This is a genomic window from Salipiger sp. ABF4_146 (assembly GCF_056161345.1).
In genome coordinates this window covers 207,992-229,770 of record NZ_JBSWYX010000001.1, presented here as the reverse complement: position 1 = coordinate 229,770, position 21,779 = coordinate 207,992, and the positions used below count along the sequence as shown (strand labels likewise).

At 64.8% G+C, this 21,779-nt stretch carries 22 protein-coding genes; 10 read left to right on the top strand and 12 right to left on the bottom strand.

The window, feature by feature from the left end:
* Positions 1 to 11 precede the first annotated feature (11 nt).
* Entirely contained in the window at positions 12 to 929 is a 918-nt protein-coding gene (locus ACXAJT_RS01170) for a pseudouridine-5'-phosphate glycosidase (RefSeq protein ID WP_475232092.1), read from the bottom strand.
* Positions 926 to 1,819, bottom strand: coding sequence for a PfkB family carbohydrate kinase (locus ACXAJT_RS01165; RefSeq protein ID WP_475232090.1), 894 nt, complete (start codon positions 1,817 to 1,819; stop codon positions 926 to 928). Before ACXAJT_RS01165 ends, ACXAJT_RS01170 begins: the two co-directional genes overlap by 4 nt.
* Before the next feature lie 118 nt (positions 1,820 to 1,937).
* On the opposite strand from ACXAJT_RS01165, the gene ACXAJT_RS01160 reads away from it, so the two are divergent.
* The 5 genes from ACXAJT_RS01160 to ACXAJT_RS01140 all read left to right on the top strand — a co-directional run bounded on the left by ACXAJT_RS01160 (position 1,938) and on the right by ACXAJT_RS01140 (position 5,312).
* Positions 1,938 to 2,948, top strand: coding sequence for an NADP-dependent oxidoreductase (locus ACXAJT_RS01160; protein WP_475232088.1), 1,011 nt, complete (start codon positions 1,938 to 1,940; stop codon positions 2,946 to 2,948).
* Positions 2,949 to 3,094: 146 nt separating this feature from the next.
* Positions 3,095 to 3,421, top strand: a complete 327-nt coding sequence (locus tag ACXAJT_RS01155; protein WP_475232086.1) for a hypothetical protein — start codon at positions 3,095 to 3,097, stop codon at positions 3,419 to 3,421.
* Complete coding sequence (locus ACXAJT_RS01150; RefSeq protein ID WP_475232084.1) at positions 3,418 to 4,044, top strand: DedA family protein; 627 nt, start codon at positions 3,418 to 3,420, stop codon at positions 4,042 to 4,044. The genes ACXAJT_RS01155 and ACXAJT_RS01150 overlap by 4 nt, the downstream gene beginning before the upstream one ends.
* Before the next feature lie 64 nt (positions 4,045 to 4,108).
* Positions 4,109 to 4,543, top strand: a complete 435-nt coding sequence (gene aroQ / locus ACXAJT_RS01145) for a type II 3-dehydroquinate dehydratase (protein ID WP_475232081.1) — start codon at positions 4,109 to 4,111, stop codon at positions 4,541 to 4,543.
* 7 nt (positions 4,544 to 4,550) lie between these two features.
* Positions 4,551 to 5,312, top strand: a complete 762-nt coding sequence (locus ACXAJT_RS01140) for a LuxR family transcriptional regulator (RefSeq protein WP_475232079.1) — start codon at positions 4,551 to 4,553, stop codon at positions 5,310 to 5,312.
* 657 nt (positions 5,313 to 5,969) lie between these two features.
* Here ACXAJT_RS01140 and tsf read toward each other — a convergent pair.
* Complete coding sequence (gene tsf / locus ACXAJT_RS01135) at positions 5,970 to 6,845, bottom strand: translation elongation factor Ts (RefSeq protein ID WP_475232077.1); 876 nt, start codon at positions 6,843 to 6,845, stop codon at positions 5,970 to 5,972.
* A gap of 154 nt (positions 6,846 to 6,999) precedes the next feature.
* Positions 7,000 to 7,770 carry a 30S ribosomal protein S2 gene (gene rpsB / locus ACXAJT_RS01130; protein ID WP_475232075.1) on the bottom strand — a complete coding sequence of 257 codons (771 nt, stop codon included), beginning with the start codon at positions 7,768 to 7,770 and terminating at the stop codon, positions 7,000 to 7,002.
* 440 nt (positions 7,771 to 8,210) lie between these two features.
* On the opposite strand from rpsB, the gene ACXAJT_RS01125 reads away from it, so the two are divergent.
* The 3 genes from ACXAJT_RS01125 (at position 8,211) to ACXAJT_RS01115 (ending at position 11,461) form a co-directional block, all read left to right on the top strand.
* Entirely contained in the window at positions 8,211 to 8,648 is a 438-nt protein-coding gene (locus ACXAJT_RS01125) for a MarR family winged helix-turn-helix transcriptional regulator (protein ID WP_475232073.1), read from the top strand.
* Between the two features lie 73 nt (positions 8,649 to 8,721).
* Complete coding sequence (locus tag ACXAJT_RS01120; RefSeq protein ID WP_475232071.1) at positions 8,722 to 10,398, top strand: efflux MFS transporter permease; 1,677 nt, start codon at positions 8,722 to 8,724, stop codon at positions 10,396 to 10,398.
* Between the two features lie 22 nt (positions 10,399 to 10,420).
* The gene (locus tag ACXAJT_RS01115) at positions 10,421 to 11,461 is read left to right on the top strand and encodes an HlyD family secretion protein (protein ID WP_475232069.1); all 1,041 of its coding nucleotides are present in this window, start codon (positions 10,421 to 10,423) and stop codon (positions 11,459 to 11,461) included.
* A gap of 123 nt (positions 11,462 to 11,584) precedes the next feature.
* Here ACXAJT_RS01115 and phoB read toward each other — a convergent pair whose 3' ends face one another.
* From phoB to ACXAJT_RS01085, 6 genes are all read right to left on the bottom strand, one after another.
* Positions 11,585 to 12,274: a phosphate regulon transcriptional regulator PhoB gene (gene phoB / locus ACXAJT_RS01110; protein ID WP_475232065.1), complete on the bottom strand. Its 690-nt coding sequence runs from the start codon at positions 12,272 to 12,274 to the stop codon at positions 11,585 to 11,587.
* A 3-nt stretch (positions 12,275 to 12,277) separates the two neighbouring features.
* Entirely contained in the window at positions 12,278 to 13,015 is a 738-nt protein-coding gene (gene phoU, locus ACXAJT_RS01105) for a phosphate signaling complex protein PhoU (protein ID WP_475232063.1), read from the bottom strand.
* Positions 13,016 to 13,018: 3 nt separating this feature from the next.
* Complete coding sequence (gene pstB, locus ACXAJT_RS01100; protein WP_475232060.1) at positions 13,019 to 13,816, bottom strand: phosphate ABC transporter ATP-binding protein PstB; 798 nt, start codon at positions 13,814 to 13,816, stop codon at positions 13,019 to 13,021.
* Between the two features lie 18 nt (positions 13,817 to 13,834).
* Positions 13,835 to 15,187 carry a phosphate ABC transporter permease PstA gene (pstA, locus tag ACXAJT_RS01095; RefSeq protein ID WP_475232058.1) on the bottom strand — a complete coding sequence of 451 codons (1,353 nt, stop codon included), beginning with the start codon at positions 15,185 to 15,187 and terminating at the stop codon, positions 13,835 to 13,837.
* The gene (gene pstC, locus ACXAJT_RS01090) at positions 15,187 to 16,650 is read right to left on the bottom strand and encodes a phosphate ABC transporter permease subunit PstC (RefSeq protein ID WP_475232056.1); all 1,464 of its coding nucleotides are present in this window, start codon (positions 16,648 to 16,650) and stop codon (positions 15,187 to 15,189) included. The genes pstA and pstC overlap by 1 nt, the downstream gene beginning before the upstream one ends.
* Positions 16,651 to 16,740: 90 nt before the next feature.
* Positions 16,741 to 17,769 (bottom strand): substrate-binding domain-containing protein, encoded by a 1,029-nt coding sequence (locus ACXAJT_RS01085; protein ID WP_475232054.1) that lies wholly within the window; start codon positions 17,767 to 17,769, stop codon positions 16,741 to 16,743.
* A gap of 237 nt (positions 17,770 to 18,006) precedes the next feature.
* On the opposite strand from ACXAJT_RS01085, the gene ACXAJT_RS01080 reads away from it, so the two are divergent.
* A complete protein-coding gene (locus ACXAJT_RS01080; RefSeq protein ID WP_475232049.1) occupies positions 18,007 to 18,696 on the top strand; it encodes a hypothetical protein in 690 nt (229 codons plus the stop codon).
* Here the strand turns inward: ACXAJT_RS01080 and ACXAJT_RS01075 are convergent.
* Positions 18,693 to 19,757 (bottom strand): sensor histidine kinase, encoded by a 1,065-nt coding sequence (locus ACXAJT_RS01075; protein ID WP_475232047.1) that lies wholly within the window; start codon positions 19,755 to 19,757, stop codon positions 18,693 to 18,695. The two genes, ACXAJT_RS01080 and ACXAJT_RS01075, sit on opposite strands and share 4 nt — an antisense overlap.
* Entirely contained in the window at positions 19,757 to 20,941 is a 1,185-nt protein-coding gene (locus ACXAJT_RS01070; protein ID WP_475232045.1) for a trans-sulfuration enzyme family protein, read from the bottom strand. The genes ACXAJT_RS01075 and ACXAJT_RS01070 overlap by 1 nt, the downstream gene beginning before the upstream one ends.
* Before the next feature lie 313 nt (positions 20,942 to 21,254).
* Between ACXAJT_RS01070 and ACXAJT_RS01065 the strand changes: the two genes are divergently transcribed.
* A complete protein-coding gene (locus ACXAJT_RS01065; protein ID WP_475232042.1) occupies positions 21,255 to 21,764 on the top strand; it encodes a hypothetical protein in 510 nt (169 codons plus the stop codon).
* The last annotated feature ends 15 nt before the right edge of the window (positions 21,765 to 21,779 follow it).

Below are 21,779 nucleotides of genomic sequence, written 5' to 3'. Positions count from 1 at the left end.
GGCCTGTGGGGTCAGCTTCGGGGCAGGGCGCTCAGTTCCGAAGCGATCGCCGCCCCCAGCTTGGCATTGTTGAGCACCAGTTCGATATTGCTCTCCAGCGAGCGGCCCTCGGTCAGTTCGAAGATGCGCTGCAGCAGATAGGGGGTGACGTCCTTGCCGTGGATGCCATGCGCGTTGGCATCCTCCATGGCGCGCTGGATGATCGGCATCATGGTTTCGCGCGCGATCTCGGCCTCTTTGGGGATCGGGTTCGCCACCAACTGGCCGCCGGGCAGGCCAAGCGCGCCGCGCATGCGCAGCGCCTCGGCGATCTGCTTGGCCGTATCGAGCCGCAGCGGCGCTGCCAGACCGGCCTCGCGAGACCAGAAGGCCGGAAGCTGGTCCTGACCATATGCGATGACGGGAACACCCAGAGTTTCAAGCACTTCCAGCGTCTTCGAAAGGTCGAGGATCGCCTTGGCACCAGCCGCGATCACGGTCACCGGGGTCTGCGCCAGTTCCTGCAGGTCAGCAGAGATGTCAAAGCTCTGCTCGGCGCCGCGATGCACGCCGCCGATGCCGCCGGTGGCAAACACTTCGATGCCGGCCAGCCGCGCCGCGATCATCGTCGCCGCCACGGTGGTGGCCCCGGTGCCGCCACGTGCCATGCACACGGCCATGTCGGCGCGCGACAGTTTCGCCGCGTGCTTGGTCTGCGCCAGTTGCTCAAGCTGCGCATCATCAAGGCCAACGCAAAGCTTGCCGTCGAGCACCGCGATCGTCGCCGGGGTGGCGCCGCCGTCACGGATCGTCTGCTCGACCTTGCGCGCCATCTCGAGGTTCTGCGGCCACGGCATGCCGTGGGTGATGATGGTGGACTCCAGCGCCACCACGGGCGCGCCGTTTTCCAGCGCGTCGGCAACAGGGGCGGACAGATGCACAAGGCTCATGAAGCGATATCTCCGGATACGTAGGTTGCGGCGGCCTCCAGCGCTTCATGCAGCGCGGTGGCACGGTCGGCGCCGCGCAGTTCGGCGGCGATATGCGCCGCCATGAAAGTGTCGCCCGCGCCGGTGACGCGGGTCACCAGCACCTCGGGCGGGCATTCGGACACCACGCCCTCGGACGTGGCATCGGCGGCGGGCTTGCCGCCATTGGTGACCAGCGCACGCGCCGCGCCGCGCTCGATCAGCGCCGCCGCCGCGGTTTCGGCATTTTCAAAACTCTGCATGCACAGAAGCCCGGCTTCTTCGAGGTTGACGTAGAGCACGCCACGCCCGGCCCGCAGGAACGGCGTCAGCCGCTCGGCCTTGCCGGGGCTGGCTGGCGCGATGCGCAGATCGGCAGCGCGGAAGGCGGGCAGGCGGACGATCTCTTCGAGCAGAGCCTCGGTCAGATTTCCGTCAAGCGCCACGGGCCCGCTCCAAGGGGCGTCGGTCTGCCCAAGCGGGCCGTCGATCAGCGGGGTAAGGATGCGAGCGCCAGCCTGTTCCAGAGAATGCGCGTCGGCAATGGCCGCGATGAGCCCGTTGGCACCTTCAACCGCCATGTAAATGTCGGTCGGCAAGTCCTCGGAACGATAGAGGAATTCCGTGATGCATCCAAGCCGCTCGCAGGCATCGACAAGCTCGTGGCCGTTGGGATCCTGACCCACGGCGCTGAGCAAGCCGGGCTTCAGGCCGAAGCGGGTCAGGGTCATTGCGATGTTCATCGCAACGCCGCCGGGCAGGCGGGTGATACGCCCGGGCACATCCGAGCCCTGGCGCATATGGCTGGCGGATCGGCCGATGACGTCCCACAGGACGGATCCGATGCAAAGGATATCAGGGGCGCTGTTCATCCTGTTCTTGTGACCGAGGGCGCGCGCCGGGGCAAGAGCATTGATGCGCAGCCCGGGCGCTGCTAGCGCTTAGGCGGAAATATGCGAGACACGCCGGACGCTTGGGAGGTGCAAAGGCATGATGAACCGCAGATGGGTGCTGGATCACTATCCGGACGGACCGGCCTCTGAAGATGTCTGGCGGCTCGAAGATGCCCCGATACCGGAGCTTCAACCGGGGCAAATTCTGGTGAAGGCGCATTGGCTGTCGCTCGATCCTTACATGCGCGGCCGGATCAGCCCGGGTGCCAATTACACAGCCGGCATCGCACCGGGAGAGCTGATGCAGGGAGGCGGCGTCGGCGAGGTCATCGCCTCGGCGCATCCGGGCTGGGCCGTCGGCGACATGGCCGAGAGCATGGGCTTTGGCTGGCAGACCCATGCGGTGCTGAGCCCAGATTTGCCCGGCGCGCAAGCCACACACCGCGTGCCAGCGGGCGTGCCACCTCAGGCGGCGTTGTCATGGCTCGGCATGCCCGGGCTGACCGCCTATGTCGGTCTGACCGAGATCGGACGCCCGGTGCCGGGAGACACCGTGGTCATCTCCGCAGCCTCAGGCGCCGTCGGCCAATTGGTTGGTCAGATCGCGAAACTGATGGGCGCACGCGTGGTGGCCATCGCGGGCAGCAAAGAGAAACTGCAGTATTGCCGGGATCTGGGCTTCGACGCCGCGCTGTCGCACCGCGATCCCAACTTGCCCAAGGCACTGGCCAAAGCCTGTCCGCAGGGGGTCGACGTGTTCTGGGACAACACCGGCGGCGCCATCCACGACATCGTGCTGGCACAGCTTGCAACGCGGGCGCGCGTGGTGATCTGCGGTCGCATCGCCGTGGTCGACAAACCGGCGCACGAGGACATCGGCCTGCGGGCCAGTGCGCGCCTGATCGTCACACGCGCGCGGATCGAAGGTCTGGTGGTCTTTGACTGGTGGCACAAGCGCGACGAGGCGTTACGGCATCTGCGCCAATGGCAGGCCGAGGGCCACATTCGTTACCAGGAGGACGTTCTGGAAGGCTTCGTGCGCATGCCGGAGGCGTTCTTGCGCATGATGACCGGCGCAAATCTCGGTAAGCAACTGGTGCGGGTCTGAGTATATTGCGGGACATGGGGGATGCCGTCATTACCTCAGCAGTGATTCTCATAATTGGTATTATGTAAATAAATTGCTTATCTAGCGGCCTGAGGTGAGGCATATAGCCCTTTGACGCAGCGCGAAAACCTCCGCATGCTGCGGGCATGCGCCGTAATACCACCCGTCCCATCCTGATCGCGATCATCGCGCTCGCGCTCGTTGCTGCGCTCGCCCTGGGCGTTCGGACCGTCCGTCATGCGCTCTACTGGGCCGATCCAGCCCACCGTGATGTCACGCCCGAGGGCTGGATGACGCTGGGCTATCTGGAGCGCTCGCACCAGCTGCCGCACCGCAGCCTCGGCCCCGCGCTCGGCCTGACGCCGCAACCCGGTGATCCGCTGAGCCTCGAGGAAATCGCCGCGTTGCGTCAGGAACCGCTGGCGCGCTTGCTGGCCGAGGTTGGCGCGGTGATCCAGGACGCCAAGCAATGAGCGATGTGACCGGCAACCTCAGCGATACCATCCTCGCGCTGCTGCCCGAGTTGGGACTTCCGGTGCTCGGTGCCACGGTGACGCTCGCGTCGCTGGGATTGCCCATGGCACCCGCCTCGCTGATGCTGCTGGTCGCGGGAACGCTGGCCGCCGCCGGAGAACTGCCGGTGATCGCCACGGCGCTGACAGCGCTTTGTGCGGCGTTGCTCGGCGATCAGATCGGATACTGGCTTGGCCGGTTTCTCGGAGCTCGCCTGATGTCCGGTCGGCTTGCCAAGCGCCAAGGACCGACGCTCGAACGCGCGCTTGCGCTTCTGGCCGAACGCGGCGCCATGGCGGTGTTTCTGACGCGCTGGCTGATCGCGCCGCTGGGTCCGGCGATGAACGTCGTGGCCGGCGCCGGACGGCTTGGATGGCCGCGCTTCGCCTTGGCCGATCTGGCTGGCGAGCTTGTCTGGGTCGGTGCCTATATGGGCCTTGGCGCGGCCTTCGCACCGTTCATCCCGCAGATCGCCCAACTCTCCAGTGATGTGACCACTTTGCTCGCCGCGCTGGCTGTCGCGCTCGCCGCTGGCGTGCTGCTGCGCCGCCACCGCCAGCAGCGCCACAGCGGCCCGCGCTAGCGGGATTTCTGGACAAGCCGATCACACGCGCGCTATCTGGGAGGGAATTACCGGAGACATACCCATGCATTCGTTGCTGATCCTCAACGGCCCGAACCTCAATCTGCTTGGCCAGCGCCAGCCCGAAGTCTACGGGCGCACCACGCTCGCCGATGTCGAAGGCATGTGCCGTGCCCATGCCGAGAAGATCGGCGTCACCCTCGATTTCGCGCAGAGCAACCACGAAGGCGCGCTGATCGACGCGATCCATGCCGCGCGCGGCACGAAGGACGGCATCATTCTCAACGCAGGCGCCTATACGCACACCTCGGTGGCGCTGATGGACGCGATCAGCTCTGCCGAAGTGCCGACCATCGAGCTTCACCTGTCGAACGTGCATGCGCGCGAAAGCTTCCGGCACACCAGCTACATCGCCAAGGTCGCGCTTGGCGTGATCTGTGGCTTTGGGGCGCGCGGCTACACGCTTGCAATGGATGCGCTGGTGTCCCACTTGGAGTGAGCTACTCATGACCCCGGACGATCGGGCCCATCTTCTGGCACTCACCAATGCCGACAGCATCGAGACCGCTTGGTCCATGCACGTGGCAAAGATGGCCGGATACGGGTTTGATCGTCTGCTCTATGGCTTCACCCGCTACCGCACGCCGACCTCGCTGGGCGATCCCAACGATTTTCTCGTTCTGACCAACCACCGCGCCGAGTACACCCGCGAGTTCATCGGCAACGGGCTCTATCGCCATTCACCGATGGTCCGCTGGGCGCTGGAGAACGAAGGCCCGCGGTCGTGGAGCGAGACCGCTGCGGCACTGGCGCGCGGCGAACTCTCCGAGGCCGCGCGGCGCGTCGTGGCGTTCAATGCCAGCAAGCAGGTCACCGCGGGCTATACGATCGGCTTCAAATCGCTGTCGCGCCGCGCCAAAGGGGCGATTGCGCTCACCGCGCGTCCGGGCATGACGCAGGACGAGGTCGAGATGATCTGGGCCAGCCACGGCGAGGCCATCCTGCTTTGCAACAACGTGCTGCATCTGCGGGTGCTCACCCTGCCCTATATTCCGTCAGACCAGTCGCTGACCCCGCGCCAGCGCGAAGCGCTGGAATGGGTCGGCGACGGCAAAACCACGCAGGACATTGCGCAGCTCATGGGCCTGACTCAGGCGACCGTGGAAAAGCATCTGCGTCGCGCAAGAGACACACTCAACGTGGAAACAACCGCGCAAGCTGTCGCAAAAGCGACATTTCTAAACCAAATGTTCATTTTGGATATATAAGACGGCGGAAATTAACAGCCGCCAAGATTCGAATCGCAAAACGAAACACTGACAGATGCTCGCCCGATGCGTGTGCGGATGTTTAGGTTTCCTTATTCCGACTTTTCGAAAACTGGAAACTATGGCAAGAAAACCCTCGCAATGCGTCTTAATTTGCGCTGCGAGGTGTGAGCCCCCTTTTCCTCTACGTCAGTCCGAGGCACACTCTGAAGTGTTCCGTGAGTGGTGGCTTTGGCCATGGAACCCGAGACTGTCATTCCTCGCGATTTCGAGGCCCTGCCAGTTTCCCGGTAATACCGGAGTCAGATCGCAGCCGGGCAATTTTGGCTCGGAGGTGGTTTGGCAAACCTGCCTCGGCACTCCTGCCTCATCCCCAAATGTATTGGGGTGCCGAGGAGACACAGGGTGCGGAGTCGTCTCAAGGGACGGCTCCGCATTTTGCGTTTCTCCCCCTCGAACGTCCTGCATCCGACCCCCAAGCATCGCTTTGTTCTCAGCCCTCCGTCGAAACCTCTGGCGGCAGGGCCGTGCCGTCTGGCGAGCCGCCGAGAGGCCGCCCTGCCCGGCTTTTTAGAGCTTGTTTTTAAACGAAAAAGAGGCGCCGCAGGGGCGCCTCTCTCGTCACATGCAGCCGGAGCCGGACCGGCTCCGAAGGGCTTAGCCCTGAGCGGCTTTGGCCACTTCTGCTGCGAAGTCTTCTTCGGCTTTCTCGATGCCTTCGCCGACCTGCAGACGGACGAAACCGGTGATCTCCGCACCTGCTTCTTTTGCGGCCTGCTCAACGGTCAGGTCGGGGTTCACCACGAACTGCTGACCCAGCAGGGTCACTTCGCCGAGGAATTTCTTCATACGGCCGACGATCATTTTCTCGATCACGGCATCCGGCTTGCCGGATTCCTTGGCGATGTCGATCTGAACCTGACGCTCTTTCTCGACGACCGCCGGATCCAGCTCGGCTTCGTTCAGCGCTGCCGGGTTCGCAGCGGCGATGTGCATCGCGACCTGCTTGCCGAAGTCTTCGCTGCCGCCGGTCATCGCGACCAGCACGCCGATCTGGCCGAGGCCGGGTGCGGCGGCGTTGTGCACGTAGGTCGAAACGATCTCGCCTTCGATCTTCGCCATGCGACGCAGCGTCATGTTCTCGCCGATCTTGGCGATCTTGTCGGTGATCAGCTCGGAGACTTTCTTGCCTTCGACGTCCGCGTCGGCCAGCGCCTCGACGCTGTCCACCTTCAGAGCAGCAGCGGCGATGTCGCCAACCATGCCCTGGAACTCGGCGTTCTTGGCAACGAAGTCGGTCTCGGCGTTCACCTCGACAGCAACACCCACGCCAGCTTCGACCTGAACGGCCACGAGGCCTTCTGCGGCGGTGCGGCCGGATTTCTTCGCGGCTTTCGCAAGACCCTTGGTGCGCAGCCAGTCAATGGCGGCTTCCATGTCGCCATCGGTCTCGGTCAGCGCTTTCTTGGCATCCATCATGCCTGCGCCGGACATCTCGCGCAGTTCTTTCACCTGTGCAGCAGTGATCGCCATCTCGGCTCTCCTCATCTCAACTTCGGTCGGGGCGGCCCTATCCCGGGCCACCCGCTCCTGTCATGAATTCGTGACGCTTTCGCGACAGGCCCTCGCGGGCGCGCGTCAGCGCGGATGCGCCCGCCCCGCGCGGGGCGCGGCAGGCGCGGATGGCTTACTTGCCTGCGCTGGCGTCGGCGAGCAGCTCTTCTGCCGGCGCGTCTTCCAGAGCGCCAAGATCGACGCCTGCCGCTTCCATCTGGCCGGTCATGCCGTCCAGAGCCGCGCGCGAGACGAGGTCGCAGTAGAGCGAGATGGCGCGGGCCGCGTCATCGTTGCCGGGGATGATGTAGTCGACGCCTTCGGGCGAGCAGTTGGTGTCGACGATGGCGACAACCGGGATGCCCAGCTTGTTGGCTTCGGCCACGGCCAGCGACTCTTTCTTGACGTCGATGACAAAGAGCATGTCGGGCAGGCCGCCCATTTCGCGGATGCCGCCGAGCGACGCCTGAAGCTTCGTCTGGTCACGCTCCATGCCGAGGCGCTCTTTCTTGGTCAGGCCTTCTGCGCCCGACTCCATGCGCTCGTCGATGGTCTTCAGACGCTGGATCGACTGCGAAACGGTCTGCCAGTTGGTCAGCGTGCCGCCCAGCCAGCGGTGGTTCATGTAGAACTGCGCGCATTTTTCTGCAGCTTCGGCGATCGGGCCAGCGGCCTGACGCTTGGTGCCGACGAACAGCACCGAGCCGCCCTTGGCGACGGTTTCGCGGATCGCGTTCAGCGCAGCGTCCAGCATCGGGACGGTCTGCGTCAGGTCCATGATGTGGATACCGTTGCGCGCACCGTAGATGAACTCGCCCATGCGGGGGTTCCAGCGCTGCGTCTGGTGGCCAAAGTGCACGCCTGCTTCAAGCAGCTGGCGCATGGTGAACTCGGGAAGAGCCATGTCCGTATATCCTTTCCGGTTTCATAAATCCTCAGCGGGGGCGCATCCTGTTGGACAACCGGTGGACGCTTGGGGATGTCTCCCCCAAAGGCCCGACCCCGCCTGCGGCGTTCTCGTGGGCGCGCCTATACTCCCGTTCCCGTGAGGGCGCAAGCCCCGGCGCTGCAAAATCGCCCAAGAACCGCGCCCGGCCACCGCGCCGGGTCTGCCTCCGGCGGGGATATTTATGTCTAGACGAAGAGCCCCGCGCTGCCCCCTTCGTCTAGATAAAAATATCCCGGGGGCGTCCGCGGCAGCGGACGGGGGCGGAGCCCCCACGGTGTCCCACAGTGTCAGAGGGCTGCCGCAGGGTCACGCCTGTGTGACCCCCGCTTGCAAAAATTACTTACCCTGTTAACTACCAACCCTGTTAAGCGAACTGATGAGCCTGGGTCCCATTCATGTCCGACAGCCCCCTACCGCCGCGCGTTCTCGAAGCCCTGCTCGAAGCCACGCGCGAGATCCGAACCCATTACGATGCCAGCGCGCAGGCGCTCGGCCTGACTTTTTCCCGCGCCCGGGTGGTCACGGAACTGGCGCGCCACGAGGGCGCCACGCAAGCCGAGCTGGCCGGCGCGCTGCGCATCGAGGCCCCTGCCCTGAAACGCCAGATCGACGCGCTGGAGGCCTTGGGCTTCGTCGAGCGCCGCGCGCTTGATGGCGACGCGCGCAAGCGCGCGCTGCATCTCACCGACAAGGCCAGATCGAGCCGCATCACATGTTTTCTTGAGCGCGTGCGTGCCGATCTCTTGCACGGGATTTCCCCGGAAGATCAGGAACACGCCTGCGAGGTGCTGGAACGCATTGCGCTCAACGCAACCAAACTGACCGACGAATGACCGACGAATGACCGACGAATGACCGACGAATGACCGACGAATGACCGACGAATGACCGACGAATGACCGACGAATGACCGACGAAACAACACATAATAAGACCCTGCAAGGGGCGTCCTCTCCCGCCGAGACCGAGCCGCCAGCGCCACCGCAGCCAGCGACCGGGCTGCCGCTGCGCAGGGCGCTACCCCTGATCGGCGCCGCAATCATCATCGGCCTGAGCCAAGGCCTCGGACAAGGCTTCATCACCACCAACCTGCCGCAGATCGCCGGCGACCTCGGCATCACCACGAGCCAAGCCAGCTGGCTGCTGGCCGCCTATATGATCCCGCGCGCCTCGCTGACCATCCTGCTGTTCAAGCTGCGCACCCAGTACGGGCTGCGGCGGTTCGCCGAGATCAGCATCGTGGTCTATGTGCTGATTTCCCTGCTCTCGCTGTCGATCACTGACCTGCGCTCCGCCATCGTCATCGAGTTCCTTTCGGGCATGGCCGCGGCACCGCTTTCAACGCTGACCTTCCTGTACGTGCTTGAGCCGCTGGCGCAGCAATGGAAACTCCGCCTCGGCATGCCGATCGCACTGACGCTGCTGACCTCCGGCCAGACGCTGTCGCGCGTGGTCTCGCCCGCGCTGATCGGCGATGGCGGGCTGGCGGGCATTCACCTGACCACGCTGGGGCTGTCGATGGTCTGCCTGATGCTGGTCTATCTGCTGCCGATCACCCCGATGCCGCGGGCCAAGGTGATCGAGCGCGCCGACTTTCTGAGCTTCGGGCTTATTGCGCTCGGCCTCGGCGGGCTGGTCACCGGCTTCGTGATGGGGCCGATCCACTGGTGGACCGAGTTGCACTGGCTGGGCGGGCTCTTGGCGAGCTCGGTGCTGTGCCTGACGCTTGCGGTGATCGTCGAGCTTCATCGCGAGACGCCGCTTGTCGACATCCGCTGGCTGATGAGCCCAACGATGATGCACCTTGCCTTCACGCTGTTCCTGTTTCGCTTGCTGCTGTCGGAACAGAGCACCGGCGCGCCGGCACTGTTTCAGGCACTGGGACTCGGCGGCGCACAGATGACAGGGCTCTTTTCGGTGATCTTCGGCGGCACCGTCCTGGGCGCGCTGGCCTGTGTCGGCTGGATGAAGCTCGGCCGCGAGCCACAGTTCCACTTCGCCGCCCTGACGCTGATTGCGCTTGGCACATGGATGGACAGCAGCGCGACCATCCAGACCCGCCCCGAGCAGATGATGCTGAGCCAAGCGCTCATCGCCTTTGCCTCGATCCTGTTCATGGGGCCGGCGATGATGAAAGGGCTTGTTGCGGCGCTGACCAAGGGGCCGATGTACCTGCTGTCGTTCATCATCGTCTTTCTGGTCACCCAGAGTGTCGGCGGCGCCATCGGCTCGGGCATCTTCCGCACGCTGATCAACGAGCGCCAAGCCTTTCACATGCAGGTGCTGCGCGAGGGTCTGACCACTGCCGATCCGATGACCTCCGGCAACCTTGCTGCAACCATGCAGCAATTGGCACCGCAGATCGCCGACAGCGCGCAGCGACAGGCGCAGGCGGTCTCGCAATTGGCCACCAGCGTTTCGCAACAAGCCACGGTGCTGGCCTATAACGACGGCTACTTCGCCATCTGCCTCATCTCACTCGCGGCGCTGGCCGCGCTGGTGCTGCATCTCATCCGCGACTCGCTGGCGGCACGTCTCGCGCCCCCTGAGCCGGCTTCGCAGTCGCAACCGCAATCCACCTGACTGACCGATCCGAGCAAGAACAATGAAAAAATTCCTCTCCCTCTCCACCCTCATCGCCTCGGCGATCGGAATCGCCGGCGTGCTGCTGCTGCTTTTCGCGTGGCACCTGCCGCCCTTCGCCGCCGCGCATCCCACAACCGAAAACGCCTATCTGCGCGGCAAGGTCACGCAGATCGCCCCGCAGCTGTCGGGCTATCTGTCACAGGTCAACGTGAGCGACTTCCAGACCGTCCAAAAAGGCGATCTCATTGCCCGCATTGATCCCGCGAGCTATCGTCAGAAACTTTCGCAGGCCAAGGCCACGCTGGCCGCCGCCAAGGCCGCCGTTGACGTCGCCAAGCAAAGCGTCAGCTCGGCCGTGGCCAGCGAGCATGCGGCGGAGGCGGCGCTGGCCTCGGCGCAATCCACGCTCGACACCGCCCAGACCGATGCCGAGCGCATGGACACGCTGCGCGAGCGCGGTGTCACCTCGCAGTCCAGCGCCGACCAGACCGATCTGGCGCTGCGTCAGGCGCAGGCGGCAGTGCGTCAGGCCGAGGCGCAGGTGCAGGTGCAACGCGAGGCCACCGCCAGCGCTCGGCTGCAGATCGCCGCCCGCAAGGCCGATGTGCAAAGCGCCGAAGCGGCGGTGGAGCTTGCCAGAATCGATCTTGCACATACCGAGATTCACGCCCCGGCGGATGGCCGTCTGGGACAGGTTTCGGCGCATGTTGGGCAATATGCGACCGCAGGCACCACGCTGGTCAGCCACGTCGGCACCGGCCTGTGGGTGATCGCAAACTTCAAGGAGACCGCGCTGCACGGGCTGCAACCGGGCCAGAGCGTGCAGATCACTGTCGATGCGCTTGGCGGGCAGGTCTTCGTTGGCCATGTGGAAGGGTTTTCCCCCGCAGCCGCGTCGGAGTTCAGCCTGCTGTCGGGGTCCAACGCGACGGGCAATTTCACCAAGATCGCGCAGCGGTTGCCGGTGCGCATCTCGATCGATCCGGGACAGGATGCGGCGTCGCTGCGGCCCGGATTTTCGGTGGTGGTCGATGTGGACACCGACAGCGCGGCGGGCTGATCTCCGGCGGGATGGGGGCGCTGCCCCCGCCCGCGCTGCGCGCGGCCTCCCCCGGGATATTTTCATCTAGACGAAGCGCACAGAGAAAGGGCGGCCCCTTGGCCGCCCTTTTGCATTGGGGTGTCAGCCGAGCGCGTAGCCCGCGCCGCGCACCGTGCGCAGCGGGTCGCCGCCGCCATGCGCGCCGAGCGCCTTGCGCAGCCGGCCGATGTGGACGTCGACCGTGCGCGTGTCGACATAGATGTCGCGTCCCCAGACCCGGTCGAGCAGTTGCTCGCGCGACCAGACCCGGCCCGGCTTTTCCATGAAGGTCGAGAGCAGGCGGAACTCGGTGGGCCCGAGCTTCAGTTCCTGACCGTCGCGCATCACCCGGTGGGTTTCGGCGTCGAGCACGATGTCTTCGAACTCCAGCCGCAGACCGGCGGCCGAAGGGCGCGCGCGGCGCAGCTGCGCCTTCACCCGCGCCATGAGCTCGCGCAGGCTGTAGGGTTTGACCACGTAATCGTCTGCGCCGGTGTCGAGCCCGCGGATACGGTCGACCTCTTCGGAGCGCGCCGAGAGCATGATCACCGGCAGCGCGCGGGTTTCGGTGCGCGTCTTGATCTGGCGGCAGACCTCGATGCCCGAGAGGTTGGGCAGCATCCAGTCGAGCACGACCACATCGGGGTGCTCTTCGTCGAGCAGCACCAGCGCTTCCTCGCCGTTGCCGGCGGCGGCGACGCGAAAGCCCTCTGCCTCGAGGTTGTAGCGCAGCACCTCGCGCTGCGCGGCTTCGTCCTCGACCACCAGAACGGTGGGTTGATCAGCAGCCATGCCTCACTCCTTGCCTGCTTCGGCGCTGAGCGCCGGGTCGGAGGAGGTGCGGTCTTCTTTCACCCGGCCCTCATGCGGCATCTCGCCGGTGGCGAGGAAGATCACCTGCTCGGCGATCGCCGTCACGTGGTCACCCATGCGCTCGACGTTTTTCGCGATGAAATGCAGATGCATGCACGAGGTGATGTTGCGCGGGTCCTCAAGCATGAAGGTGAGGAACTCGCGGAACAGCGTGTTGTACATCTGGTCGACGTCGCGGTCGCGCTCGATCACGTCGCGGGCCAGCGCCTCGTCGCGGCGGATGTAGGCGTCGAGCCCGTCCTTGAGCATGTGCTCGACCTCGCGCGACATGCGGCGCAGCGCGGTGGCCGAACCTTCGATCTGCGCCAGTTGCGAGAGCACCGAGGTGCGCTTGGCCATGTTCTTCGACAGATCGCCGATGCGCTCGAGGTTGGCCGACATGCGCATCACCGAGAGCACCACGCGCAGGTCGCGGGCGGTGGGCGCGCGCAGCGCGATGACCCGCGCGGCTTCTTCGTTGAGCAGCTCTTCAAGCTCGTCGATCGCCTTGTCGCCGGCGACGACCTTCTGCGCCAGTTCCTCGTCGCGGCTCTCGAGCGAGAGCGCGGCGTCGTGGATCGCCGCCTCGACAAGGCCGCCCATCTTGAGGATCTGCGCCTGAATGCCCTCGAGGTCGCGGTCGAAGGCCGAGGTGATGTGTTTTTTCAGCTCGTCGCTCATGACTTATCCGATCCGTCCGGTGATGTAGGATTCCGTGCGCGGGTCCTCGGGGTTGGTGAAGATCTGCGAGGTGTCGCCGTATTCCACGAGGTTACCGAGGTGGAAGAAGGCGGTTTTCTGGCTGACCCGCGCGGCCTGCTGCATGGAGTGAGTGACGATCACCACCGAGTAGTTCTCGCGCAGTTCGTCGATCAGCTCCTCGACCTGACTGGTGGCGATGGGGTCGAGCGCCGAGCAGGGCTCGTCCATCAGCAGCACCTCGGGCTCGGTGGCGACGGCGCGGGCGATGCACAGACGCTGCTGCTGGCCGCCCGAGAGGCCCGTGCCCGGCGCGTGCAGCCGGTCCTTGACCTCGTCCCAGATCGCGCCGCGGCGCAGCGCCTTTTCGACAATCTCGTCAAGCTCGGCCTTGTTCTTTGCCAGCCCGTGGATTTTCGGCCCGTAGGCGACGTTGTCGTAGATCGACTTGGGGAACGGGTTCGGCTTCTGGAACACCATGCCCACCTTGGCGCGCAGCTGTACCGGGTCGACGCGCTTGTCGTAGATGTCCTCGCCGTCGAGCTCGATGAGCCCTTCGACGCGGCAGATGTCGATCGTGTCGTTCATCCGGTTCAGGGTGCGCAGAAAGGTGGACTTGCCGCAGCCCGACGGCCCGATGAAGGCGGTCACGGTCTTGTCGAGAATCTCGACGTTGACGTCCTTGATGGCGTGCGTGTCCCCATAATAGACCTGCACGTCACGGGCGGAAATCTTGCTAGCGTTGGTGTCCACTTCGGTCTTCCTCAATGGCGAGTCGTACATCTTGAGTATCCTTATACCTTACCAGCGGCGCTCGAACTTGCGGCGCAGCACGATGGCGAGGAGGTTCATGGCAAGCAGGAACACCAGCAGCACGATGATCCCGCCCCAGGCGCGTTCGTAGTAGGCCGGGTCGGCACGTTTCGCCCATTCGTAGATCTGCGCGGGCATTGCCGAGTTCGGCGACAGGAAGCCAGAGAAGACCCCTTCGGGATAGTTGGTGGCGATATAGCCGACCATGCCGATCAACAGCAGCGGCGCGGTTTCGCCCAATGCCTGCGCCAGACCGATGATCGTGCCGGTCAGGATGCCGGGCATGGCCAGCGGCAGCACATGGTGGAACGTCGCTTGCGTTTTCGACGCGCCCACGCCCAGGGCCGCATCACGGATCGACGGCGGCACGGCCTTGAGCGCGGCGCGGGTCGAGATCACGATCGTCGGCAGAGTCATCAGCGTCAGCGTCAGGCCGCCGACCAGTGGCGCCGATTGCGGCAGATGCGCGAACTGGATGAACGCCGCGAGGCCAAGGATACCGAAGACGATCGACGGCACCGCCGCGAGGTTGGAGATGTTCACCTCAATGAAGTCGGTGAACTTGTTTTGCGGCGCGAACTCCTCGAGGTAGATCGAGGCGGCAACGCCGATCGGCAGCGCCAGCACCAGCACGGTGATCATCATGAACAGCGAGCCCAGCATCGACACGCCCAGACCGGCCTGTTCGGGGCGGCTTTCAGAGGCGTCGGCGCCGGTGATGAACTCCCAGTTGAAGCCTTTGTGCACGATGCCCTGCGCCCGCAGTTCGTCGGTCAGTTCGAGATGCGCGACGTCGATGTTGCGGTCGTCGGCGATGCTGTCGCGCGTCACGCGTCCCTTCAGGTAGCCGTCGACCCGCGAGGAGCCGAGAAGCTGGAAATCGACGGTCTCGCCCAGACGATCGGGGTTCGCCAGAACCCAGTCACGCACCTCGGCGGCGGCCGAGGCCGAGATCATCTGCTTCAGATCGCCACCATCCTCAAAAGCGCTGACGTCGGCACCGGCCTCCTGCACCGTGGTGAACAGCGCGTCTTGGATCAGCGGGTTGTAGCCGAAGGTCGAGACCTTGGCCATGTCGGCCGGATCGCGGTTGCCTTCCTTGTCGAGCTTGGCGGGGTCCAGATAGACCGGCACCTCGATGAAGGTCTGCTGGAACGCGCCGATGCCATTGCTGACGATCGACACCAGCAGCACCGCGAGGAAGAACACGCCGGCGCCGATGGCGGCGATGCCATACATGCGGAACCGTTTTTCCGAGGCGTTGCGCTTGCGGGTTCGGGGATCGACGGTCAGCAGCCCGTGCTTTTCGGGGGCTCCGCCGGAATAGGTTGCGTCGGACATCAGTCGTACTGCTCCCGATATTTGCGCACGATGTAGAGCGCGAAGACGTTGAGCGCCAAGGTCATGACGAAAAGCGTCATGCCGAGCGCGAAGGCCACCAGCGCCTCAGGGGAAGCGAAATCCGCATCCCCGGTCAGCTGGCTGACGATCTTTGCGGTGACGGTGGTCATCGCGTCGAACGGATTGAGCGACAGCCGCGCCGCGGCCCCTGCCCCAAGCACCACGATCATCGTCTCGCCGATGGCGCGCGAGGCGGCCAGCAGCACGGCGCCGACGATGCCGGGCAGCGCCGCGGGCAGGATCACCTGCTTGATGGTTTCCGATTGCGTCGCGCCAAGGCCGTAAGAGCCGTCGCGCAGCGACTGCGGCACCGAGTTGATGATGTCATCCGACAGCGAGCTGACGAAGGGGATCAGCATGATGCCCATGACAAGCCCGGCGGTCATCACCGCGGTGCCCGCCTGCATCCAGCCCAGACCGTCCCGCCCGAACACCGACAGCAACAACGGGCCGACGGTGAGCAGCGCGAAAAGACCGTAAACGATGGTGGGGATACCGGCGAGCAGTTCGAGCAGCGGCTTGGCCACCGATCGCAGTTTCGGCCCGGCGTATTCCGACAGGTAGACCGCAGCGAAAAGCCCGATCGGCACGGCGACGATCAGCGCGATGAGCGAGATGTAGAGCGTGCCCCACAGCAGCGGCCAGATGCCCAGTTCGGAGCCCCCGCCAAAGCTCGGCGACCATGTGAAGGAGCCGAAGAACTCGGAGGCCGGGTAGATGCGGAAAAACTCGATGGTGTTGAACACCAGCGACAGCACGATGCCGATGGTGGTCAGGATGGCGATGGAGGCGGCGGCGACGAGGATGCCGCGAATGCCCCGCTCGACCGCGTTGCGGGCGCGGAAGTCCTTGCCGGTCTGCAGCACGGCCAGCGCCCCGCCGGCCAGCGCGACGGCAATCACCACGATGCTGCGCAGCAGATTTCCGGTGGCGGTCGTCGCGCGGTAGCTCTGCGCGGCGTCGAGCACTTCGGGGCTTACGTCAGAGCCGACGGCGACGCCGGCAGCGCCGAGGATCTCGCGAATGTCGGCGCCTTCAGTGGTCAGGTTCGCAGCGTCGGCCACGCTGAGCACGCCCTGCTCGATGGCCAGATCGAGGCCTTCGGCGACACGGCGCACGTCAGACATCACAAGACCGATCGTCGAGCCCTCGGGCACGGCATTGTCGCCAAGCAGCGCGGTCGCCTTGGTGTTGACCACAAAGGGTTGCGCGATCAGCCAGATGATCAGCACGAGAAAGGCCGGCACCATCACCTTCATGGCGACGTTCCAGCCGTAATAGTTGGGCAGCGAGTGCAGGCCGCGACGGTCATCGCCAGCGCTGGAGATGGCGCGCATGCGCCCGGCGAAATACCCCGCGGCCGCCAGCGCGAGAACGATCAGGATCAGCCAGAGAACAGGCATTGGGCCCCCAAGAATGTCCGGTGAAGCATCACCAAAAGAAAAGCGGAGGGCAGCGCGAAGCTGCCCTCCGCCCATCAGACTGGCGCCTGATTACATGGTTTCCTCGTCGGCGACCATCGACTGAGTGGCGCTCAGTTCGGGGTCGGACACGAGGCCGTAGTTCGACAGCGGGCCATCGGGGCCGGCGATCTCGTCAGCAACGAAGAACTCTGCGAATTCTTTCAGGCCGGGGATAACGCCGATGTGGGCCTTCTTGATGTAGAAGAACAGCGGACGCGACACCGGGTACTCGCCCGACGCGATGGTGTCGGTCGAGGGCTCGACGCCGGACATGGTCGCGACCTTGAGCTTGTCGGTGTTGTTTTCGTAGAACGCGAGGCCGAAGACGCCGACGCCGTTGGCGTTGGAGTCGATGCGCGCGAGGGTCTCGGTGTAGTCGCCGTCGATGTCGACCGAGCGGCCGTCGGTGCGGACCGACATGCAGGCGTCTTCAGCGTCGTCTTCCGACATCCCGCCTTCGATCATCGCTTCCATGGCGCCGGTGTCTTCGCAGCCCTGCACCAGAACCTTCTCTTCAAAGACTTCGCGGGTGCCGTGCTTGGTGCCCGGGATGAAGGCAGCGATTTCGACGTCCGGCAGGTCCGAGTTGAATTCGGCCCAGTTGGTGTAGGGGTTGTCGACGATCTCGCCGTCCACCAGCACCTTGGCGCCAAGCGCGTTGAACCAGTCTGCCGGCTCGAATGCGGTGAAGTCGGGGCCGTCTTTCTGCGACGCGAAAACGATGCCGTCGTAGCCGATGCGGACCTGAATGATGTCGGTCACGCCGTTCGACGCGCAGGTCTCGACTTCGCTGTCACGGATGGCGCGCGACGCGTTGGCGATGTCGATGGTGTTTTCGCCGACGCCTTCGCAGAAACGCTTCAGGCCAGCCGAGGAGCCGCCCGATTCCACGACGGGGGTCGGGAAGTCGAAGTTCTCGCCGAAGGCTTCGGCGACGATCGAGGCGTAGGGCAGCACGGTCGACGAACCGGCGACCTGCACGTTGTCACGTGCGGCAGCAGCGGTGGCCGAGGCAGCGGCGAGCGCGAGGGCCGAAACGGCGAGTTTCACGGATTGCATATGAATGCTCCTGTTTGGTCAGAACGGGTCCCCCAAGTCGAGGAACTTGGGGCGACGCCTATGCATCGTTCGCTATGCTTTTGTGACACGGATGTAACAGTTTCATGACGCATATCGAAATGCTGGATTTCGGGCCAAAGTGGACCCTGTTAAATGCGAGCCAGAGCGCCCGAACTCTCCCAGAGGTAAAGCCACCCCACCCGCGACACGCCGCGCGCAGCACTTACGAGACCTGCCATGCCTCTTCTACAACGCGATTTTCTGCGACTCGCCGGCGACCGCGCGGTGATCTGGATCGACCCGGTGCAGATCGAACTGGGCGTCGGCAGCAAGTGGCCCGTCGGGCGGCGGCGGCTTAGAAAAATGTCGCGCTATTTGCCAAGGCCGGTGGTCGCGCTGCTGCGGCCGTTTGTAAAACACCGCGAACCCGCCGTGATTCCCGGCGATGCCTTCGGCCAGCCGCGCCCCATCGTCGAGACCCCCCGTTACATTCGCATAGCCGATCTGCTGCAGCACCGCGACGACGTGCGCCGCAGCGCGTGGTATGCCGATCTGATGCAGGACCTGCAGGAGAAAGGCTTCGCGCGTCACAAGCGGATCGAGATGCGCAGCAGCCAGAGCATCGACGCGTTTTTCGAGGGCTACGTGCTGCCGATGATCGAAAGCCTCGAGCGCGAAGGCTACCGCCCCGAGGCAGAGGCTGAAGGATATGCCAGCACCGCCGTGATCGGCCCCGATGGCGAGGTCATCAAGACCGGCTCGGGCAACCACCGTTTCTGCATCGCCAAGGCGCTCGGCCTGCCGCGCTTCCCGCTGAAGATCGTCGCCGCACACCAAGACTGGGTTGAGCGCACGCTCGGCGCCGACCCGTCAGCCGAAGACCTTCTAGCCGCCCTGCCCGAGATCGAAGCCGGTCTGCGCCGCTAGGCGTCTTCGCTGCGCGGCGCTGTGGCGCGCAGCGGCAGGATCACCCGGAAGGTGCTGCCCTTGCCCGGCGCACTCTCGATCCGCAGCCGGCCCCGGTGGCGGTTGATGATGTGCTTGACGATCGCCAGACCGAGCCCGGTGCCGCCCATCTCGCGCGAGCGGTGATTGTCGACCCGGTAGAAGCGTTCGGTGAGCCGCGGGATATGCAGCGGATCGAAGCCGGGACCGGTGTCGATCACCTCGATCTCAACACCCTCGGCCCGCAGTCTTGGCTGATAGGCCGGTGCCCCAAGGCGCAGCGTCACCTGCGCGCCGCGCCCGGAGTATTTCACCGCGTTTTCGATCAGGTTCACCATCACCTGCCGCAACTGATCGGGATCGCCGACCACCTCCAGCGGCGTGTCGGGCAGATCGCGCACCAGCGTCACCCCCGCCTCGGCGGCCAACGGCGCCAGCCCGTTCAGCACCGAGCACGAAAGCTCTGTCAGGTCGAGCGGCTCGGTCGGGCGCACCCGTTCCTCGGCCTCCAGACGGCTGAGCGAGAGCAGGTCGCCGACCAGACGCTCCATCCTCTCGGCCTCGGTCTCCATGATGCTCAGAAAGCGATCGCGGGCGGCAGCATCCTCGCGCGCCGGACCCCGCAGGGTTTCGATGAAACCAAGCAGCGCGGTCAGCGGCGTGCGCAACTCGTGACTCACGTTGGCCACGAAGTCGCGGCGCATCTGCCCCGCCTGCTCCAGATGCGTGACGTCGGCAAAGGTCAGCAGTACGCCGGGCCCTTTCTCGAGCGCCACCGCCCGGCACGCCACATCGAAGGTGGTGTCCTGCCGTCCATCCGTCGACAGATAGCGCGTCTTGCGCGGCGCGCCGTCGCGAAAGGTGCCTTCGATGGCATCCAGCATCACCGGCTGGCGCAGCACGGTGATGAAGTGGCGGCCCACCAACCCCTCGCCAAGCAGCGCCGTCGCCTCGGCATTGGCCGCGTCGATCCGCTCGTCCCAGCGGATCAGCACCGCTGCAAGCGGCATGGCGTCGATCAGGTCGCGCGCCTCGGCCTTCATCAGAGCGCCCCTCGCGCGGCCTTGAGGCCGGCCTCAAACACCCCCAGCAGCGCCTCGGGGTCTTCGAGCCCCACCGACACGCGGAAGAAGCCTTCGGAAATGCCAAGCGCCGCCCGCCCCTCGGGCGTCAGCGCCCGGTGCGACGACGATGCCGGGTGCGACAGCGTAGTGCCCACATCCCCCAGCGTCGGCGCAAAGGCGATGCCCTGAGCCGCCTCGGTAAAGGCATTGGCGGCGGCGCGGCCGCCTTCAAGCTCGAAGCTGAGCATATTGCCCGGATTGCCGCGCAGCACCGATTGCGCCCGCGCCGCATCGGGGTGGTCCGCCCGGCCCGGATAAAGCACCTGCTTGACCCCGGCCTTGCCGCCAAGGAACTCTGACAGCCGCTGCGCCGTCTCCTGCGTCTGGCGGAAGCGCAGCGGGAAGGTCATCAACCCGCGCTCGGCCAGCCAGCAATCGAACGGGCTGGCAGTCAGCCCGGCGGTCACCGCGAACACGCGGATGCGTTGGTTGACCTCCGGATCTTTGGCCGCGACCCAGCCCAGCGTCACATCCGCATGGCCCGCCAGCAGCTTGGTCACCGAATGAATGACGATGTCAGCACCGCGCTCCACCGGCTTGATCGCCGCGGGGGTGGTGAAAGTGTTGTCGACCGCCAGCAGCACGCCCTTTTCCTTGCAGAGCGCGGCGATGCCGTCGAGATCGGCGATGCGCAGCGTCGGGTTCGACACCAGTTCGATCAGCACCAGCTTGGTCTCGGGGCGCAGTGCGGCGGCGAAGGCTTCCAGATCGGTCGGGTCGGCCAGCGAGGTGGCGATGCCCATGCGCGGCAGGTCCTCGGCCATCATCCGCAGCGACCGGCCATAGAGCTGATCGGCGCCAAGCACATGATCCCCGGCGGCAAGCAGGCCAAGCAGCACCGCCGAAACCGCCGACATCCCCGAGCCGGTGACAATGCCGCCCTCCATGCCCTCCAGCGCGTCGATGCGCTGTGCCAGCATGTCGGCGTTGGGGTGCCCCTCTCGCGCATAGGTGTATCCAGAGGTGACACCATTGTACTGATCGTCGAGCGAGTCCGGGCTGTCGGAGGCGTAGACCACCGCAGGCATGATCGGTGTGACAACCGCCGAAGAAACCGAAGCGGGTACAGCTACCGGGCGAATGAGGGTCTTGCGCGTGTCCATGGGGCCTCCTTAATTCGGCCACAGGCTTTGCACAGCGCCCCTGTCAGGACAAGACAGAGAATGTCGGCAAAAATCCGCGCAGAACGGGGACGGAACAATCCGCCACGATCTGCACCTAACCGAGAACAAAATAACCAAAAATTCAAGGTGATTGCGAACAATGACCCGCACCCGCATGAATTGTCTATTGTCGCAAACTTTACACTCGCGAAACGGGAACTTTGCAATAATTAAGGTTGCGTTCAGCCCAAATCTTAACACATCCTAAATACGTAGGTGGGGGCACCTACAACTCACAGGAGCGTCGACGAAGATGCAGAACGATCCTCTCGATGTATGCTGTAGTGATTGCGGCAAGGCTGCCCAGTTCTTCGAGCCTTTCCGATTTACATGTGTCGTGCGGCTGCCTGACGTGCCGGAAAACTCCCACGTCTGGGGTCGCGTTGTCGTAGAAGAACTATTCCCCGAGCAGTTCAAGTGGCAACAGCCGGACTGCAAAAAGCCGAAGTTCCTGCAACCGGGTGAAACCGGCGAAGGCTATCGGCTGAACGAACACGGGATGGTGTGGTGCAAGGCCTGCAAGACCTTCGAGCCCAAGACGATCTCTTGGCCGGAGGACGCGTATTGGCAATGGACGGTAAAGGGTCACAAGCTTGTGGCGCGCAACCGTGATCATGCCGAGCAAATCCTTGGTTTCCTGCAGGAAACCCAGCGCGCACCGAACCGCAAACCGGCGCTTCGCGGCATTCCGACGCCGCTGCTGACCCGTCGTCTTCAGGACGAAGTCAGCAGCAAGGTGGAACACGCACTCGCCAACGCCTGACCGGCAGCCTGCCGG

What these genes read in the sequence shown, in the direction of transcription:
- ACXAJT_RS01070 (WP_475232045.1), bottom strand. Translation starts at nt 20,941, where the DNA reads ATGGACACGCGCAAGACCCTCATTCGCCCGGTAGCTGTACCCGCTTCG.
- phoU (WP_475232063.1), bottom strand. Translation starts at nt 13,015, where the DNA reads ATGAGCGACGAGCTGAAAAAACACATCACCTCGGCCTTCGACCGCGAC.
- pstA (WP_475232058.1), bottom strand. Translation starts at nt 15,187, where the DNA reads ATGTCCGACGCAACCTATTCCGGCGGAGCCCCCGAAAAGCACGGGCTG.
- ACXAJT_RS01080 (WP_475232049.1), top strand. Translation starts at nt 18,007, where the DNA reads ATGCCTCTTCTACAACGCGATTTTCTGCGACTCGCCGGCGACCGCGCG.
- ACXAJT_RS01160 (WP_475232088.1), top strand. Translation starts at nt 1,938, where the DNA reads ATGATGAACCGCAGATGGGTGCTGGATCACTATCCGGACGGACCGGCC.
- ACXAJT_RS01155 (WP_475232086.1), top strand. Translation starts at nt 3,095, where the DNA reads ATGCGCCGTAATACCACCCGTCCCATCCTGATCGCGATCATCGCGCTC.
- pstC (WP_475232056.1), bottom strand. Translation starts at nt 16,650, where the DNA reads ATGCCTGTTCTCTGGCTGATCCTGATCGTTCTCGCGCTGGCGGCCGCG.
- ACXAJT_RS01150 (WP_475232084.1), top strand. Translation starts at nt 3,418, where the DNA reads ATGAGCGATGTGACCGGCAACCTCAGCGATACCATCCTCGCGCTGCTG.
- ACXAJT_RS01125 (WP_475232073.1), top strand. Translation starts at nt 8,211, where the DNA reads ATGTCCGACAGCCCCCTACCGCCGCGCGTTCTCGAAGCCCTGCTCGAA.
- ACXAJT_RS01165 (WP_475232090.1), bottom strand. Translation starts at nt 1,819, where the DNA reads ATGAACAGCGCCCCTGATATCCTTTGCATCGGATCCGTCCTGTGGGAC.
- ACXAJT_RS01085 (WP_475232054.1), bottom strand. Translation starts at nt 17,769, where the DNA reads ATGCAATCCGTGAAACTCGCCGTTTCGGCCCTCGCGCTCGCCGCTGCC.
- tsf (WP_475232077.1), bottom strand. Translation starts at nt 6,845, where the DNA reads ATGGCGATCACTGCTGCACAGGTGAAAGAACTGCGCGAGATGTCCGGC.
- ACXAJT_RS01140 (WP_475232079.1), top strand. Translation starts at nt 4,551, where the DNA reads ATGACCCCGGACGATCGGGCCCATCTTCTGGCACTCACCAATGCCGAC.
- pstB (WP_475232060.1), bottom strand. Translation starts at nt 13,816, where the DNA reads ATGTACGACTCGCCATTGAGGAAGACCGAAGTGGACACCAACGCTAGC.
- ACXAJT_RS01065 (WP_475232042.1), top strand. Translation starts at nt 21,255, where the DNA reads ATGCAGAACGATCCTCTCGATGTATGCTGTAGTGATTGCGGCAAGGCT.
- ACXAJT_RS01075 (WP_475232047.1), bottom strand. Translation starts at nt 19,757, where the DNA reads ATGAAGGCCGAGGCGCGCGACCTGATCGACGCCATGCCGCTTGCAGCG.
- aroQ (WP_475232081.1), top strand. Translation starts at nt 4,109, where the DNA reads ATGCATTCGTTGCTGATCCTCAACGGCCCGAACCTCAATCTGCTTGGC.
- rpsB (WP_475232075.1), bottom strand. Translation starts at nt 7,770, where the DNA reads ATGGCTCTTCCCGAGTTCACCATGCGCCAGCTGCTTGAAGCAGGCGTG.
- phoB (WP_475232065.1), bottom strand. Translation starts at nt 12,274, where the DNA reads ATGGCTGCTGATCAACCCACCGTTCTGGTGGTCGAGGACGAAGCCGCG.
- ACXAJT_RS01170 (WP_475232092.1), bottom strand. Translation starts at nt 929, where the DNA reads ATGAGCCTTGTGCATCTGTCCGCCCCTGTTGCCGACGCGCTGGAAAAC.
- ACXAJT_RS01120 (WP_475232071.1), top strand. Translation starts at nt 8,722, where the DNA reads ATGACCGACGAAACAACACATAATAAGACCCTGCAAGGGGCGTCCTCT.
- ACXAJT_RS01115 (WP_475232069.1), top strand. Translation starts at nt 10,421, where the DNA reads ATGAAAAAATTCCTCTCCCTCTCCACCCTCATCGCCTCGGCGATCGGA.